This window comes from Agromyces molybdatiresistens (assembly GCF_052748445.2).
In genome coordinates this window covers 1,283,363-1,299,613 of sequence record NZ_CM188258.1, presented here as the reverse complement: position 1 = coordinate 1,299,613, position 16,251 = coordinate 1,283,363, and the positions used below count along the sequence as shown (strand labels likewise).

Sequence of the window (16,251 nt, the reverse complement as noted above, 5' to 3'; positions counted from 1 at the left end):
GGGCATGGGATGTCCGGTTCCTGGATTCGGCTTCCGCCGGGTCGGTGAAGGTGAGGCTTACCTTACTCGACGACGAGAGGCACTCGAAATCCGCGACGCTCCGTGACGCGCGCGTCGCGACCTCCGCTCGACGAGGTCGTCGGGCGGACGCGACCACCGCTCGTCGCATCTGCGCCGCCGTTCGTCGCATCCGGTTCGCGACGCCGCTGCGCGCGCCCGTAGGGTGTCGAGGTTGCCACAAGCAGCGGATCCATCGACGCCCGCGGTGCGGCGCCCGATCGACGCGCCCCGCGAGGGTCTCGCACTCCATCGATCGGAAGCTCCCGTACCGCAATGACCGCAACCCACTCCCCCGTCGACGCCTCGGCCACGACCCCCGCCGCACCGGTGAACTCGCGCGGCCGCGTCATCCTCGCCAGCCTCGTCGGCACCACGATCGAGTTCTACGACTTCTACGCGTACGCGACGGCCGCCGTCCTCGTGTTCCCGATCCTCTTCTTCCCGACGGGCGACCAGACCACCGCGCTCCTCGCATCGTTCGGCGTCTTCGGCGCCGCGATGATCGCCCGGCCGATCGGCGCGATCGTGTTCGGCCACTTCGGCGACAAGCACGGCCGCAAGGCCACGCTCGTCGCGTCGCTCCTCGTCATGGGCATCGCGACCTTCCTCATCGGCCTGCTGCCCACCTACGAGCAGATCGGATGGTTCGCGGCGCTGCTGCTGCTCGTCCTCCGGCTCGCCCAGGGCTTCGCGCTCGGCGGCGAGTGGTCGGGCGCCGCGCTCGTCGCGACCGAGAACGCCCCGGCCGGCAAGCGCGCCTGGTACGGCACGTTCCCGCAGCTCGGCGCGCCGCTCGGCTTCATCATCGCCAACGGCCTCTTCCTCGGGATCAACCTCGCCGCGCCGTCGCGCGAGTGGTTCTTCGAGTGGGGATGGCGCGTGCCGTTCCTCTTCTCGGCCGTCATGGTGATCGTCGGCCTCTGGGTGCGCCTCCGACTCGTCGAGTCGAGCGCGTTCACGAAGGCCAGCGCGAAGGGCGCGATCCGCAAGCTGCCGCTCGGCACGGTGTTCCGGCACAACTGGCGAGAGCTCGTCCTCGGCACGTTCTTCATGCTCGCGACCTACGTGCTCTTCTACCTGATGACGAACTTCACGCTCTCGTACGGCACGAAGGCGGCCGACCTCGAGACCGCGAGCGCCGCCGCGCAGGCCGCCGCCGAGGCATCCGGAACCGACTTCGACGCGAGCGCGTTCGCCGCGCAGTTCTACCCCGGCCTCGGCTTCGGCTACGCGGACTTCGTGACCATGCAGATCATCGGCGTCGTGTTCTTCGGCGTCTTCACGCTCCTGTCCGGTCCGATCGCCGACGCCATCGGCCGCCGGCGCCTGCTCATCTGGGTCACCTCGGCCATCATCGTGTTCGGCCTCACGTTCAACCTGTTCCTGCTGCCGCAGCTCGACCCGAAGTTCACCGGCGCACTCACGCAGGCCTTCCTCGTGTTCGGGTTCATGCTCATGGGCGCGACGTTCGGCCCGATGGGCGCGTTGCTGCCCGAACTGTTCCCGACGAACGTCCGCTACACGGGCTCGGCGATCGCGTACAACGTCGCGTCGATCCTCGGCGCCGCCGTCGCCCCGCTCATCGCGGTCGCCCTCTGGGCCGCCGCGGGAGGCGAGCCGTGGCCGGTCGGGATCTACCTCTCCGCGATGGGCGTGCTCACGCTCGTCTCGCTCCTCGTCTCGAAGGAGACCAAGGACGTCGACTACGAGGCGGCCGGCGTTCCGGCAGAGGGCCGGCTCGCCGAGGGCGAGGTCGAGGCCGCGTCGCTCTAGCGACGCGCGTCGCGCACCGACCGATCAGGGCGGATGCCACGGGCTCGACGGGCCCGCGGCATCCGCCCTGTTGCATGCTCATGACGGTCGGCACGACCCCCTTCTCGGCGGGGTGGGCGCGGCGTAGCATTCGGCTCGACAGGGTCGGCCGGGTCCCAATGCCGGCAGCACCGACACCCGGCCCCCTGGGACGGCGAGGTGCGGGATGAACATGATGATGGACATGATGAAGGGTGCGATGTCGGCGTCGGACATGCCCATGAAGGACATGGACATGTCGATGATGCAGGATGCGATCGAGGCCCTGTCCGCCTGTATGCAGGCGTGCGTCATGTGCGCCGACGCCGATGCGGGCGAGGGCATGGGGCGCTGCGCCGCGATGTGCTCGAACTGCGCCGACGTCTGCGACACGATGATGCGGATGATGCTCCGCACCACCGGCTACGACACGCAGGTCATGATGTCGATGATGGAGGCCTGCGTCACGATGTGCCGCGCCTGCTCGGCCGAGTGCATGATGCACGCCGAGATGAGCGAGCACTGCCGCATGTGCGCCATGGCCTGCGACCAGGCCGTGATGGCCATGGAGAAGATGATGGGCGCGATGAAGGGGATGATGCCCGCGAGCTGACGACCGCAGCTCAGACGGCGGCGACGCTGAACCGCTCGTCACCGCGCGCGAGCACGCCGTAGACGGGGTGCAGCGCCACCGGGTCGCCGACCGCGATCTCGCCGCGCAGCGCGCCGTGGTGCCAGACCCGGTGCACGTCGCCGTCGAGGTCGAGGAGTTCGACGAACCCGTCGGCCCCCGCCGCCGACACCACGGCGTCGACCCAGCGGCTCGCGGCGATCCGCGAGAGCCGGTCCTGCATGGGGTGCAGGCCGTGACCTGGCCGGTCGCTCGCGCACGCCTCGCCCTCGACGCAGCCGCGCATGCCCATCGCGAGGCCCGTGCGGGACTCGGCGGCGGCGTGCGGGTTGTGCGGCGACATGGCGTGGCTCCTCGGTGGTCGATCGGTGCAGGCGACGATACGCCCGGGCCGAGCGGATGTCGCCGGGCACCGTCACACGCGGCAACAGTCCGTGCTCAGTCGAGGAAGAGCGCGCGCAGTCGTCTCGTCGTGAGGAACATGCCGATCACGACCATCACGACGTAGTAGCCGACGTGGACGAGGAGCTCGACGCCGACCGCGCCCGTCGTGAGCCCGCGGACGAGCTCGACGCCGTGCCAGAGCGGCAACGCCTGGATGAGCCACTGGATCGGCTCGGGGTAGACGGTGAGCGGGTAGAACGTCGCCGAGAACAGGAACATCGGCAGCATCACGAAGTCGATCCACTCCATCTGCTGGAACGACTTCAGGTAGCTCGTGACCGCCATGCCGACGCTCGCGAACCCGAACGCGATGAGCAGCACGGCGGGGAACGCGAGGAGCGCCCACCAGGAGAGGGCGAGCCCGAGCACCTGCATGACGACCATGAAGCCGGCGGCGTAGAGCCCGCCGCGCAGCAGCGCGAGCGAGATCTCGCCGAGGGCGACGTCGAGCGGACCGAGCGACGTGGCGAGCATGCCCTCGTAGAGCTTCGCGAACCGGATCTTGAAGAAGACGTTCCAGGTCGAGTCGTAGATCGCGCCGTTCATCGCGGCGACCGCGAGCAGCGCCGGTGCGATGAACGCCGCGTACTCGACCTCCCGGCCGTCGACCGTCACCGTCCCGACGAGGGCGCCGAGCCCGATGCCGAGCGAGAGCAGGTAGAAGATCGGCTCGAACAGGCCGCTCAGCATCACGAGCCAGTTCGTGGAGCGCGTCGCGCGCCATCCGCGGTACATCACGGCGCGGGCGTTGCCCGCGTACAGCGCGCCGACCCCGCGTCGCGCGGTGCGGTGCTCGAGGGCGTGGTCGACGAGGCTCATGCGGTGAGCCTCCGGACGGCGATGCGCCGAGACATCAGCCAGCCGAAGACGAACATGGCCACGAGCACGATGACGTGCAGCACCGTGAGCCAGATCGGCTCGGCGTGACCGAAGGTGACGACGCGAGCGAGTTCGGTACCGTGCCACAGCGGTGAGATCCAGCCGATCCACTGGAGGAACCACGGCAGCTCGGACAGCGGGAAGAACGTGCCCGAGAACAGCGTCAGGGGCACGACGACGAGGCGCTGCACCATGGCGAGCTGCCCCGTGTCCTCGCGGATCGTGGAGGCGTACGCCATCAGCAGCGTGCCGAACGCCATGCCGGTGAGCGTCGCGACGCCGATCGCGATCCACCCGGTCGGCGACGGCACGGCGCCGAACAGCAGCATGTAGCCGAAGTAGACGATCATCGTCGCGGCGACCCGCGCGACGACCGAGATGACGAGCCCGTCGACGATCTGGCCGGGACTGATCGGCGCAGCGTGCATGCCGCTGAACGTCGGATTCCATTTGTAGCCGAGCAGCACGGGGTAGGAGAGCTCGATGGTCGCGGTCATGAGGCCTGCACTGCAGAGCAGGGCGGGTGCGACGTAGACGAGGTAGCCGACGCCCTGCGCCTCGAGGCCCAGGTTCCGGTCGACGAGCGTGGCGAGGCCGACGCCCATCGCGTACAGGTAGACGAGCGGTTCGCCGAACGCGGTCGCGAGGATGGTCTGCCCGTACGACCGCATGACGCGCAGCCGGTGCTCGGCCACGTACCAGGCGCCGAAGCGGCGCGGGCGGGCTCCACCGGCGAGGGCGCGACGGGCGTCGGGGGTCGGGTCGTCGGACGGCCCGGATGATTCCCGAGACGTGGCTCCGCCGCTCCTCGACCACCCGCGAGCAGTGCTCATTCGACGAGGCTCCGCCCAGTGAGGCGGAGGAAGACGTCCTCCAGGCTCGAGCGGCGGACCAGGCTCGTGACCGGGTGCAGGCCCGCGTCGGCGATGCGCTCGAGCTCGGCCTCGCCGTCGGGCGTGTAGACGAGGATGCGGTCGGGCAGCACCTCGATCCGGTCGCCCGTGCCCGCGAGGACGCGCGCCACCTCCTCGTTGCGATCCGAGCCGAAGCGAAGCTCGAGCACCTCGCGCGACGAGTACCGGCGGATGAGCCCGGCCGGCGTGCCCTCGGCCATGATCCGCCCGTGGTCGACGACGACGAGCCGGTCGCACAGCTGCTCGGCCTCGTCCATGTAGTGGGTCGTGACCACCAGCGTCTTGCCCTGCTCCTTGAGCCGGAACAGGCGGTCCCACAGGATGTGCCGCGCCTGCGGGTCGAGCCCCGTCGTCGGCTCGTCGAGCAGCAGGATGCGGGGGTCGTTGATCAGGCCGCGCGCGATCGTCAGCCGGCGCTTCATGCCGCCCGAGAGCGCGTCGACCTTGGCGGCGCCGCGATCCTCGAGCTGTGCGAAGCGCAGCAGCTCGTCGGCGCGCTCGGCCACCACCCGGCGCGGCAGCCCGAAGTAGCGGCCGTACACCAGGAGGTTCTCGCGCACGCGCAGCTCGGTGTCGAGGTTGTCGGCCTGCGGCACGACGCCGAGCTGCGAGCGGATGTCGGGGCCGTGACGGTCGGGATCGAGACCGAGGATCGACAGGTCGCCGCCGGTGCGCGCCGAGACCGCGCCGATCATGCGCATCGTCGTCGACTTTCCCGCACCGTTCGGTCCGAGCAGCCCGAACGACTCTCCGGGCGCGACCTCGAAGGAGAGCCCGTCGACCGCGGCGAACTCCCCGTAGCGCTTGACGAGGTCTCGGGCGACGATCACGGGCTGCGGCACGGTTCCCCACCCTAGCCGCGGGCGCCGACATAGCATGGGCGCCATGCAGCCCGCTCCGCCGCCCGGCGTCCGCATCGCCGACCGCATCAGGGAGGCCGTCGCCGACGGGCGCCCGGTGCTCGCGCTCGAGTCCACGATCCTGACGCACGGCCTCCCCCGGCCCCGGAACCTCGAGGTCGGCCTCGAGGCCGAGGCGATGGTGCGCGAGGCGGGCGTGGAGCCGGCGACGATCGGCGTGGTCGGCGGCGTTCCCGTCGTCGGGCTCGACGACGGCGACATCCGGCACCTCTGCTCCGCCGACGCCGTGGTGAAGGCGAGCACCCGCGACCTGCCCGTCGCCCGGGCGCAGGGGCTCGACGCCGGCACGACGGTCGCGGCCACCGCGTGGCTCGCGCATCGCGCCGGCATCCGGGTGTTCTCGACCGGCGGGCTCGGCGGGGTCCACCGCGGCGCGGCCGAGACGTTCGACGAGTCGGCCGACCTGCCCATGCTGGCGGTGACGCCGATCACCCTCGTGAGCGCCGGAGTCAAGTCGATCCTCGACATCGGAGCGACGCTCGAGCGCATGGAGACGCTCGGCATCCCCGTGCTCGGGTACCGCACCGAGCGCTATCCGGGGTTCTACGTCAGCGATTCCGGGTTCCCCGTGCCCGCACGCGTCGAGTCGGCGGCCGAGGCCGCCGCCGTCGCGCGAGCGCGCGACGCGCTGGGCCTCGACGCGGCGGTGCTCGTCGCGAACCCGGTCGCGGCCGACGCGCAACTCGATCCCGTCGTCCACGACCGCGTGCTCGCCGAGGCGTTGCGTGCCGCGGATGCCGCGGGCGTCACCGGGCACGACACGACGCCGTTCCTGCTCGACTTCGTGCAGCGGGCGACGGGCGGCCGCAGCCTCGAGGTGAACCTCGCCGTGTACTTCGGCAACGCGCGGCTCGGAGCGGAGATCGCGCGTGAGCTCGCCGCCTGAGCCGGCGGGCGCGGGCCGCACCGGCATGGGAGCCGGCGACGGGGGCGTCCTCGTCGTCGTCGGCGACCTGCTCGAAGACGTCGTCGTGTGGGCGACCGAGCCGATCCGCGCGGCGACCGACTCCGCCGCGCAGGTGTTCAGGTCCCGCGGGGGCAGCGCGGCGAATGTCGCGGCGCACGCCGCGGCACGCGTCGCCACGCGGTTCATCGGCCGGGTCGGCGACGACGGCGCGGGCCGCACGCTGGTCTCGGCCCTCGAGGCGAGCAGCGTCGACGTGCGCGTGCAGCGTGCGGGAAGAACGGGCGCCGTCGTCCTCATCGTGGCGCCCGACGGCGAGCGGACGATGTTCCCCGACCGTGCCGCGGCCGCCGAACTCGACGCGGTCGACCCCGCATGGCTCGACGGCGTCACGTGGCTGCACGTCCCGAGCTACGGCTTCGAGCACGAACCCATGCGCGGCGAGATCCGTCGCCTCGTCGCGCTCGCGCGCGAGCGCGGTGCGCGGGTCTCGATCGACACGTCGTCGACGGGGCTGCTCGAGACGATCGGCGTCGAGCGGGTGGGCGGATGGCTCGCCGATCTGCGGCCCGACGTGCTGTTCGCGAACGAGACGGAGGGCGTGCTCCTCGGGGTCGCCGACGGCGGAGCGGTCGCCGCATCGGTCGCCGATCGGGTCGTCGTCAAGCACGGACCGCAACCGACCGAGGTGTTCGAGGGCGGTTCCCTCGTCGCGCGCGTCCCCGTCGCCCCCGTCGCCGACGTGCGCGACCTGACCGGCGCGGGCGACGCGTTCGCGGCCGGGTACCTCGCGGCGGCGATGGGCGGGGCGGATGCCGCGGCGAGCTGCCTGGCCGGACACGCCGCCGCGGCATCCGTCATCGCCTCGCCCGGCGGCGACGCCGTCAACACGGATTGACACGCCGGAGGCTGTCAACTACGGTTGACGACATGGACGACGGCACCCTGAAGACCGCCATCGCCGCGGCCGACGGCGACGACCCGTACCGCGCGCTCCGCGGCATCCACGCCGCGCGCATCGCGCTGAACCGCGACCTCGACCGCGCCGAGGCGCTCGCCGTGCGACGCGCCCGCGCCGCCGGATCGAGCTGGCAGCTCATCGCGCACGCGCTCGAGGTCAGCAGGCAGGCTGTCCACAAGAAGTACGGACGGGCCTGAGCTCCCAGCCTCGCGACGTATGCTGCAATGCGGCCCGCGAATCCCCCGACGACGGATGCCGCCGCCGCGCGCCGCGAAGGAAGACCTCATGAGCGACATCGAGACCACACCCGGCACCAGGGCCGCAGCCCGTGCCGCCGAGCGCGCGGCCGAGCGAGCCGCCCGCACCGGCGGCATCCCGCTCATCGGGCGCCGAGACGCGAACCCGAAGCAGGCGACCGACGACGCCGCGGGCGACGCCGGAGCCCGGCCCGCCGATGCCGCGGACCCGCGCCCGGCGCGCCGCAGCCCGTTCGGTCGCCGCGGCGAGACGCCACCCGGCCCGCGCGCGACCTTCCGCCAGCTGCTGCCGTTCATCTTCGAGCACCGCCCGGTGCTCATCGTCGTCGCGGCGCTCTCGATCGTCGGCGCGATCGCGAGCCTCGCGCAGCCGCTGCTCGTCGGCCGCGTCATCACGATCGTCGAGGCCGGCGACCCGCTCGACGGGCTCGTCTGGGCGCTCGTCGCGCTCGTCGTCGTGAGCGCGATCATCACGGGCTACCAGCACTACCTGCTGCAGCGCACGGGCGAGGGCGTCGTGCTCTCGAGCCGCCGCCGCCTCATCGCGAAGATCCTGCACCTACCCATCGCCGAGTTCGACACCCGCCGCACGGGCGACCTCGTCTCGCGAGTCGGCAGCGACACGACCATGCTCCGAGCCGTGCTCACGCAGGGCCTCGTCGAGGCGGTCGGCGGCGCGGTCACGTTCGTCGGCGCGCTCATCGCGATGCTCATCATCGACCCCGTGCTCCTCGGGCTGACCGTGCTCGTCATCGCGATCGCGATCACGACCGTGACGCTGCTCTCCTCGCGCGTGCGCGAGGCGTCGCACGCGGCGCAGGCGAAGGTCGGCGACGTCGCGGCATCCGTCGAACGCGCGATCACCTCGGTGCGCACCATCCGGGCCGCCGGCGCCACGGAGCGCGAGGTGCGCGACGTCGAGGCCGAGGCCGAGGGCGCGTGGAGGATGGGCGTGAAGGTCGCGCACATCTCGGCCCTCATCGTGCCCATCGCGGGCATCGCCATGCAGGTGTCGTTCCTCGTCGTGCTCGGCGTCGGCGGCTTCCGGGTCGCGTCGGGCGCGATCTCGATCGCCGACCTCGTCACCTTCATCCTGTTCCTCTTCATGATGATCCTGCCGCTCGGCCAGGCGTTCGGCGCGATCAGCTCGGTCAACCAGGCGCTCGGCGCGCTCGGCCGCATCCAGGAGATCCTCGACCTCCCCGACGAGGACGCGCACGACCGGCAGCTCGCCGCGCGCGCCGTCATGGTCGGGCCGGCGAACGAGGGCCTGCTGCCGGATGCCCCCGCCGTCGAGTTCGACGACGTGCACTTCGCGTACGCGCTCACGCGCCCCTCCGACCCCGCCGACCCCGGCAACGACTCGCCCGACGAGCACCTGCCCGAGCCCGACGTCACCGAGCGCCAGCCCGTGCTGCGCGGCGTCTCGTTCCGGGTGCCCCGGGGGCAGCGCATCGCGCTCGTCGGCCCGTCCGGCGCCGGAAAGTCGACGATCCTCGCGCTCATCGAACGCTTCTACGACCCGAGCGTCGGCACCGTGCGGCTCGGCGGTCTCGACGTTCGCGCGCTCGAGCGTTCCGAGCTCCGCGCCCAGATCGGGTACGTCGAGCAGGACGCGCCCGTGCTCGCCGGCACGATCCGCGACAACCTCAAGCTCGGCAGCCCCGACGCGACCGACGCCGAGTGCGTGCACGTGCTGCACGCCGTGAACCTCGGCTCGGTGCTCGAGCGCGACCCCGCCGGACTCGACGCGCAGGTCGGCGAGAACGGCATCATGCTCTCGGGCGGCGAGCGCCAGCGCCTCGCGATCGCGCGCGCGCTGCTCGCCGCACCGCCGATCCTGCTGCTCGACGAGTCGACGTCGTCGCTCGACGGCGTGAACGAGCGCATGATGCGCGAGGCGATCGATGCGGTCGCCGCCGGCCGCACGCTCATCGTCATCGCCCACCGGCTCTCGACGGTCGTCGACTCCGACCGGATCGTCGTCGTCGAGGAGGGCCGGGTCATCGGCGAGGGCACGCACAAGGAGCTCGTCGAGACCGTGCCGCTCTACCGCGAGCTCGCGGAGCACCAGCTGCTCGTCTGAGCCGCAGCACGCCGCCGAGTTTCAGGGTTCTCCCCCACCCCGCCCCGGGGCCTGCGCGGATGCCGCGACCCCTCCGACGTCCATAACGTGACCTCCATCGGATTCCCGGCGCGCCTGCGCCATCCACCCCGGAGGACCATCATGACCTTGCTCGACGCCCCCAGGACCGCTGCCCGCGGCGCGACGACCGTGCGCGACCTCGCCGCCGTGCTCTCCGCGCCCGCCGCAGATGTCGCCGAGGAGGCCCTCGCCTCGCCCGAGCCCTCGTTCGACGCGCTCCGTGCCCGCCTGCAGTCGTGGCTGCGCGAATGGGACACCCAGCGCCTGCCCGCCTTCGAGCAGGCGCGCTCGATCGCCCCCGCCGGCGATCGCCCCAGCTCGCTCCGCGCCGCGCCCACGCGCACCGACGGCGCCGTGCGCCTGACCGCGAGCCTCTACGACCCGCCGAGCCGCGGCGGCGACCCGCTCGCCTGGACCCGCAACTGGGTCACCGCGGTCGTGCTGCCCACGGCGCCCGTCGACGGCCGCGTGTTCTACCGCTTCCGCGTCGGGAGCCGGCTCGTGCTCGACGGCCGCGCCGAGACCGCGCTCGTCTCGACGAGCGTGCACGTCGGAGTCGTTCCGGATGCCGCGAGCGGAAGCCCGTTCGACGTGCCGGGCTTCGCGACCCCGACCGTCCGGCCGCTGGTCGGCGTCGCGGCCCGCGAGGACGTCGACGCGCAGGCCGAGCAGGACATCGAGGGCTCGATCGCGGTGCGCGCGGGCGACTCGCCCGTCATCGGCATCGTCGTCGGCGCCGACATCGTGTTCCGCGACGGCTGGATGCGCCTGCACGAGGGATCCGGGCTGTGGGTCGGCGCCGCCGACCGCGGCCCGACGGGCTCGGTCGAGGTGCGCTTCGCGCCCGACGCCCTGCTCGACCTCTTCGGCGAGGCCGGCGTCTGAATCTGGAGGCGTCTCGCACGGCGTCCCGTGCGGCGTACGCTCGCCGCATGGGACGCTTCGCCGTGGTGCTGCCGCTCGAGCCGCTCACGGCCGGCGCGTCGTTCCCGGTCTCCGCGTGGCCGCTGCACGTCACGGTCGTCGAGCCCTTCGAGACGCGGCACGACGCGACGTGGGTCGCCGACCTCATGGGGCCCGTGCTGCGGGGACGGCGGGCGATCGAGGCCGCGTCGTTCGATCGCGCGATGTTCGGCCGCCGCCGCGACGTGCCCGTCACGCTCGTCCGCGACGACGGGCCGCTCGGCGCGATGCGCACGAGGCTGCTCGGCGCACTCCGCGAGGCCGACGTCGACGTCGCACGTGCACGCCTCGACTACCGTCCGCACGTGACGGACACGTCGCTCGGGTCGATGCCCACGGGCCGCAGGGTCATGCTCGAGCAGACGGCGCTGGTCGACCTGCGCCCGCCCAAGGGGCGCGCCATGCGCACGGTCGCGGCGGTCTGGCCCCTCGAGGCCTGATCGTGCGCATCCGGCGAACCTAGGCGGGTCCGCCGTGGTTCCATTCCCGCAGTTCCGGGTCGTCCCGTCGCCGCTTCGTCTCCTCGTCGTCCCAGAGGTCCGGCCCCTCGGTGCCCGCCGAGCGGTCACGCCGGATCCGCGTCGCGAGCACCACCCCGAGGACGGCCAGCGCGGCGAGGATGCCGATCGCGATCCACACCCACTCCATGACGGCACGCTACTCCCGAGGCACCGCCCCGGCAACGGCCTCGGGCAGAGGCTCCTCGTCCTCGCCCTGCGCGCGGGCCTTCTGCCACGGCCAGCGGCCCGAGATCTCGACCTCGAGCGACCAGCTGAGGAAGGTCCGGATGACGACGATGAGCGCGAGCACGCCCACGGACTCGAGCGTCGGCTCGACGGCGACCGTGCGGATGATGTCCGCCGCGACGAGCAGCTCGAGCCCGATGAGGATGCCGCGGCCGAGCACCCGACGGAACCGCGCGTAGACGGGGCCCGCGTGCGTGAGGCGGCGGATCGCCGCATCCACCATCGCCACGATCACGCCGACGACGATCGCGATGACGCCGACGACGTCGATGACCTCGCCGACCTGCGTGATGACCGCGCCGAATTCCATGGTCCCTCCGCGGTCACGGTATCGCCGGGCGGCGGCGCGATGCCGCAGGCGGGGCGCGTGGCGGGGGCTTTCGGCTGCGCCGTCCGAGGACGAGAATGCGAGCATCGGCCGACGCCGATGCCGGTCGATTCCTGCTGAGGGGACCGATGATGAACGCAACCCGAATCCTGGCCGTTGCGGCGCTGGCCGTCGCCGCGACGATGATGCCCATCGCAGCCCAGGCGGACGACTCGACCTACACCGCGCAACTCAGCGCGGCGAACGAGGTGCCGCCCAACGACTCGCTCGCACGCGGCGCGACGATCTTCAAGCTGTCGCCGGACGGCACCGAGCTCGAGTACCGCCTCATCGTCGCGAACCTCGAGAACCCGGTGGCCGCGCACATCCACCTCGCCCCGTCGACCGAGAACGGACCGGTCGTGGCGTTCCTGTACGGCCCGGTGCCGGCGGGCGGCGGAAAGACGAGCGGCGTCATCGCGACGGGCACCATCACGGCGGCGGACCTGATCGGCCCTCTGGCGGGTGCCTCGCTCAGCGACCTGGTCGACGCGCTCGATTCCGGCGGCGCGTACGTCAACGTCCACACGAACGACGGCGAGGAGCCGGTCACCAACGAGCCGGGCGACATCCCCGGGGGCGAGATCCGCGGCCAGATCCACTGAGCGGTCCGGAGCGGTCGGTCGACGCGCGCGCGACCGGAGCGCGGGCAACGAGAACGGCGACGGATGCCGCGGGCGTGACGCGCCTTCCCGTGCACGTCGCGCCCGCGGCATCCGTCGCCCTGCGCCCCTGAGGCGCGGTACCGCCGGTCGTCGCCCACCCCTGAGCGACGACCGGCGGGAAGGGCCCGCTACGCCACCTGCTGCTGCAGGTGGTAGCGGAGGCTGGAGAGCTCGGCCTTGAGCGCCGCGGGGACCCGGTCGCCGAACAGGCCGAAGTACTCCTCGGTGAGGTCGCATTCGGCGAGCCAGGTCTTCGGGTCGACCTCGAAGAGCTGCTCGAGCGCGTCGTCGGAGATCTCGATGCCGTCGAGGTCGAGCGAACCGGCGGCCGGCAGGTTGCCGATCGGGGTCTCGTCGGCCTCGGCGGTGCCCTCGATGCGGCCGACGATCCACTCGATCACGCGGGAGTTCTCGCCGAACCCGGGCCAGAGGAACTTCCCGTCGTGGCCCTTGCGGAACCAGTTGACCTGGAAGATCTTCGGCGCGTTCGTGCCGAGCACACGGCCCATCTTGACCCAGTGGCCCCAGTAGTCGGCCATGTTGTAGCCGCAGAACGGGAGCATGGCGAAGGGGTCGCGACGCAGCTCGCCGACCGTGCCCTCGGCCGCGGCCGTCTGCTCGGACGAGATCGTCGCGCCCATGAAGACGCCGTGCTTCCAGCTCCGCGCCTCGGCGACGAGCGGGACGTTCGTCGCGCGGCGGCCGCCGAAGAGGATCGCGTCGATCGGCACGCCGTCGTGGGCGTCCCAGTCGTCGGAGATCTGCGGGCACTGCGCCGCGGCGACCGTGAAGCGCGAGTTGGGATGCGCGGCCGGGCGACCCGACGCGGGCGTCCACGGGTTGCCCTCCCAGTCCGTGAGCTCGGCGGGCACCGTGTCGGTCAGGCCCTCCCACCAGACGTCGCCGTCGGGTCGGAGAGCGACGTTCGTGAAGATGGTGTTGCCCCAGAGGGTCTGCACGGCGGTCGGGTTCGTCGTCTCGCCGGTGCCGGGTGCGACGCCGAAGAAGCCGGCCTCGGGGTTGATCGCGTAGAGGCGGCCGTCTTCGCCGGGACGCATCCAGGCGATGTCGTCGCCGATCGTCTCGACCTTCCAGCCGGGGATCGTCGGGCGCAGCATCGCGAGGTTCGTCTTGCCGCAGGCCGAGGGGAACGCGGCCGCGATGTGGTAGGCCTTGCCCTCGGGCGAGGTGACCTTGATGAGCAGCATGTGCTCGGCCAGCCATCCCTCGTCGCGGGCCATCACGCTCGCGATGCGGAGCGCGAACGCCTTCTTCGCGAGGAGGGCGTTGCCGCCGTAGCCCGAACCGTACGACCAGATCTCGCGCGAATCCGGGAACTGCACGATGTACTTGGTCTCGTTGCAGGGCCACTCGACGTCGTCGCGGCGGTGGCCGACGCCGTCGACCAGCGGGTAGCCGAGCGAGTGGATGGTGCGCACCCACGGCTCGCCGGTCTCGATCAGGCGGTACACCTGCTCTCCCATGCGGGTCATGATGCCCATCGAGAGCACGACGTAGGGCGAGTCGGTGATCTCCACCCCGAGCTGGCTGATCTCGCCGCCGAGCGGACCCATCGAGAACGGTACGACGTACATCGTGCGGCCCTTCATCGAGCCCGTGAAGACGCCGACGAGTTCCTCGCGCATCGCGTGCGGGTCGCGCCAGTTGTTCGTCGGTCCCGCGTCCTCCTCGTAGGTGGAGCAGATGAACGTGCGGTCCTCGACGCGCGCGACGTCCGACGGGTCGGTGCGGGCGAGGTAGCTGTTGGGGCGCCATTCCGGGTTGAGCTTGATGAGCTTGCCCTCGGCGATGAGCTGGCGCGTGAGCTGGTCGGCCTCCTGCTTGGAGCCGTCGCACCAGACGATGTCGTCGGGCTGGGTGATCGCGGCGATCTCCGCGACCCAGGCGCGCAGCGCCGGGTCGCTCGTGCCATGGCGGCGGTCCTCCGCGTCCGAGGCGGATCCGGAGGCGTTGACCGAGAAGTCGGAGATGGTCATCGTCGTCCTTTCGAGGAGTCTGGAGTGCCGCCGTGATCGGTGGCGTGTTTCCAGTCTGAGCGAGGATGAGACATCCATACCGACCATTCGGATGTTAAGAATCCGTGATCTTTCGATAATCTGAAGGCATGAAGCTCGGCAGCCCGGACCTGGCCACGCTCGGTCACCGCATCAGGCACTACCGCACCGACCTCGGGCTCACGCTCGACCAACTCGGCGATCGCGTCGGCCTCGCGGGCAGCCAGCTCTCACTCATCGAGAACGGCAAGCGGGAGCCCAAGCTCTCGACGCTCGACGCGCTCGCGTCGGCGCTCGAGGTGGACCTCGCCGATCTGCTCTCACGGGAGGCGCCGAGCCGGCGCGCCGAACTCGAGCTCGAGCTCGGCCGGGCGCAGTCGAGTCCGCTGTACGCCGCCCTCGGGCTTCCGCACGTGAGGCCGACCCGCGGCATGAGCGACGAGTCGCTCGAGGCGATCGTCGGCCTGCACCATGAGCTGCAGCGGCGAGCGAGCGAGGCGATCGCCACGCCGGAGGAGGCACGGCGGGCGAACACCGAGCTGCGCGAGCGCATGCGCGCCCGCGACAACTACCTTCCCGACATCGAGCGGCTCGCCGAGGAGCAGGTGCGGGCGTCCGGGCACCGGCAGGGCGCGCTCACCCACCGCGAGGTGAGCGTGATGGCCGAGCGGCTCGGCTTCCAGCTCATCTACGTCAACGACCTGCCCGACTCGACCCGCTCCATCACCGACCTGGCCAATGGCCGCATCTACCTGCCGCCCGCCTCGATCCCCGGCGGGCACGGCCTGCGCTCGATGGCGCTGCAGGCGATGGCGCACCGCCTCCTCGGCCATCAGCCGCCGGCGAGCTACGACGAGTTCCTCTGGCAGCGCCTCGAGATCAACTACTTCGCCGCCGCGTGCCTGATGCCGCAGGAGGCATCCGTCGCCTTCCTGCAGGACGCGAAGAAGGACAAGCGCCTCGCGATCGAGGACTTCCGCGACGCGTTCGGCGTGACGCACGAGGCCGCCGCGCTGCGGTTCACCAACCTCGCGACGAGCCAGCTCGACATGACCGTGCACTTCCTGCGCGTCAACGGCGACGGCGCGCTGCTCAAGGGCTACGAGAACGACGGCCTGCCATTGCCGACGGACGTGACGGGTTCGATCGAGGGTCAGTGGGTGTGCAAGAAGTGGAGCGCACGCACCGCGTTCGAGCACACCAATCGGACCACCGAGAACTACCAGTACACCGACACGCCTGTCGGCACGTTCTGGTGCGCGACGCAGACCGGGCGAACGGATGCCACGGAGTTCTCGATCACCGTGGGCGTGCCGTTCAATCAGGCGAAGTGGTTCCGCGGGCGCGAGACGACGCTGCGGTCCGTCTCCCACTGCCCCGACGAGTCGTGCTGCCGACGCGCGCCAGACGGCCTCGCCGAGCGGTGGGCCGGCCAGGCCTGGCCGAGTGCGCGCCTGCACGCCCACGTGCTCTCGCCGCTGCCCTCGGGCACCTTCCCCGGCGTCGACGATGCCGAGGTCTACGCCTTCCTCGAGGCCCACGCCGGCGAGTAGTTCTTCGACGGGCGCATGCACATGCATGCGTCTGT

Annotated in this window: 17 protein-coding genes; 10 read left to right on the top strand and 7 right to left on the bottom strand. The window is 71.6% G+C overall.

What is annotated here, in order from left to right; genetic code table 11:
* Nucleotides 1-333 precede the first annotated feature (333 nt).
* Nucleotides 334-1,833 (top strand): MFS transporter, encoded by a 1,500-nt coding sequence (locus ACULK2_RS05920; RefSeq protein ID WP_445970325.1) that lies wholly within the window; start codon nt 334-336, stop codon nt 1,831-1,833.
* Between the two features lie 205 nt (nt 1,834-2,038).
* On the top strand, nt 2,039-2,464 hold the full coding sequence (locus ACULK2_RS05915) for a four-helix bundle copper-binding protein (RefSeq protein WP_445970324.1): 426 nt from the start codon (nt 2,039-2,041) through the stop codon (nt 2,462-2,464).
* 10 nt (nt 2,465-2,474) lie between these two features.
* Here the strand turns inward: ACULK2_RS05915 and ACULK2_RS05910 are convergent, their stop codons facing one another.
* The 4 genes from ACULK2_RS05910 to ACULK2_RS05895 all read right to left on the bottom strand — a co-directional run bounded on the left by ACULK2_RS05910 (nt 2,475) and on the right by ACULK2_RS05895 (nt 5,561).
* Complete coding sequence (locus ACULK2_RS05910) at nt 2,475-2,825, bottom strand: hypothetical protein (protein ID WP_445970323.1); 351 nt, start codon at nt 2,823-2,825, stop codon at nt 2,475-2,477.
* Nucleotides 2,826-2,920: 95 nt separating this feature from the next.
* A complete protein-coding gene (locus ACULK2_RS05905; RefSeq protein WP_445970322.1) occupies nt 2,921-3,745 on the bottom strand; it encodes an ABC transporter permease in 825 nt (274 codons plus the stop codon).
* On the bottom strand, nt 3,742-4,638 hold the full coding sequence (locus ACULK2_RS05900; protein ID WP_445970321.1) for an ABC transporter permease: 897 nt from the start codon (nt 4,636-4,638) through the stop codon (nt 3,742-3,744). The genes ACULK2_RS05905 and ACULK2_RS05900 overlap by 4 nt, the downstream gene beginning before the upstream one ends.
* Nucleotides 4,635-5,561 carry an ABC transporter ATP-binding protein gene (locus tag ACULK2_RS05895; protein ID WP_445970320.1) on the bottom strand — a complete coding sequence of 309 codons (927 nt, stop codon included), beginning with the start codon at nt 5,559-5,561 and terminating at the stop codon, nt 4,635-4,637. Before ACULK2_RS05895 ends, ACULK2_RS05900 begins: the two co-directional genes overlap by 4 nt.
* A gap of 43 nt (nt 5,562-5,604) precedes the next feature.
* On the opposite strand from ACULK2_RS05895, the gene ACULK2_RS05890 reads away from it, so the two are divergent.
* The 6 genes from ACULK2_RS05890 to ACULK2_RS05865 all read left to right on the top strand — a co-directional run bounded on the left by ACULK2_RS05890 (nt 5,605) and on the right by ACULK2_RS05865 (nt 11,310).
* A complete protein-coding gene (locus ACULK2_RS05890) occupies nt 5,605-6,525 on the top strand; it encodes a pseudouridine-5'-phosphate glycosidase (protein ID WP_445970319.1) in 921 nt (306 codons plus the stop codon).
* The gene (locus ACULK2_RS05885; RefSeq protein ID WP_445970318.1) at nt 6,509-7,441 is read left to right on the top strand and encodes a carbohydrate kinase family protein; all 933 of its coding nucleotides are present in this window, start codon (nt 6,509-6,511) and stop codon (nt 7,439-7,441) included. Before ACULK2_RS05890 ends, ACULK2_RS05885 begins: the two co-directional genes overlap by 17 nt.
* Before the next feature lie 32 nt (nt 7,442-7,473).
* Nucleotides 7,474-7,701, top strand: a complete 228-nt coding sequence (locus ACULK2_RS05880; RefSeq protein WP_445970317.1) for a hypothetical protein — start codon at nt 7,474-7,476, stop codon at nt 7,699-7,701.
* 88 nt (nt 7,702-7,789) lie between these two features.
* A complete protein-coding gene (locus ACULK2_RS05875) occupies nt 7,790-9,847 on the top strand; it encodes an ABC transporter ATP-binding protein (RefSeq protein ID WP_445970316.1) in 2,058 nt (685 codons plus the stop codon).
* Nucleotides 9,848-9,988: 141 nt separating this feature from the next.
* Complete coding sequence (locus ACULK2_RS05870) at nt 9,989-10,792, top strand: hypothetical protein (protein WP_445970315.1); 804 nt, start codon at nt 9,989-9,991, stop codon at nt 10,790-10,792.
* A gap of 47 nt (nt 10,793-10,839) precedes the next feature.
* Nucleotides 10,840-11,310 (top strand): 2'-5' RNA ligase family protein, encoded by a 471-nt coding sequence (locus ACULK2_RS05865; RefSeq protein ID WP_445970314.1) that lies wholly within the window; start codon nt 10,840-10,842, stop codon nt 11,308-11,310.
* Between the two features lie 19 nt (nt 11,311-11,329).
* Here ACULK2_RS05865 and ACULK2_RS05860 read toward each other — a convergent pair whose 3' ends face one another.
* Together ACULK2_RS05860 and ACULK2_RS05855 are read right to left on the bottom strand one after the other, a co-directional pair.
* Nucleotides 11,330-11,518 carry a hypothetical protein gene (locus tag ACULK2_RS05860; protein ID WP_445970313.1) on the bottom strand — a complete coding sequence of 63 codons (189 nt, stop codon included), beginning with the start codon at nt 11,516-11,518 and terminating at the stop codon, nt 11,330-11,332.
* A 9-nt stretch (nt 11,519-11,527) separates the two neighbouring features.
* Entirely contained in the window at nt 11,528-11,926 is a 399-nt protein-coding gene (locus tag ACULK2_RS05855; protein WP_445970312.1) for a DUF1622 domain-containing protein, read from the bottom strand.
* A gap of 149 nt (nt 11,927-12,075) precedes the next feature.
* On the opposite strand from ACULK2_RS05855, the gene ACULK2_RS05850 reads away from it, so the two are divergent.
* Nucleotides 12,076-12,588, top strand: a complete 513-nt coding sequence (locus ACULK2_RS05850; RefSeq protein WP_445970311.1) for a CHRD domain-containing protein — start codon at nt 12,076-12,078, stop codon at nt 12,586-12,588.
* A gap of 188 nt (nt 12,589-12,776) precedes the next feature.
* On the opposite strand, the gene ACULK2_RS05845 is transcribed toward ACULK2_RS05850, so the two are convergent.
* A complete protein-coding gene (locus ACULK2_RS05845; RefSeq protein ID WP_445970310.1) occupies nt 12,777-14,645 on the bottom strand; it encodes a phosphoenolpyruvate carboxykinase (GTP) in 1,869 nt (622 codons plus the stop codon).
* Between the two features lie 128 nt (nt 14,646-14,773).
* Between ACULK2_RS05845 and ACULK2_RS05840 the strand changes: the two genes are divergently transcribed.
* Nucleotides 14,774-16,216 carry a helix-turn-helix domain-containing protein gene (locus tag ACULK2_RS05840; protein WP_445970309.1) on the top strand — a complete coding sequence of 481 codons (1,443 nt, stop codon included), beginning with the start codon at nt 14,774-14,776 and terminating at the stop codon, nt 16,214-16,216.
* The last annotated feature ends 35 nt before the right edge of the window (nt 16,217-16,251 follow it).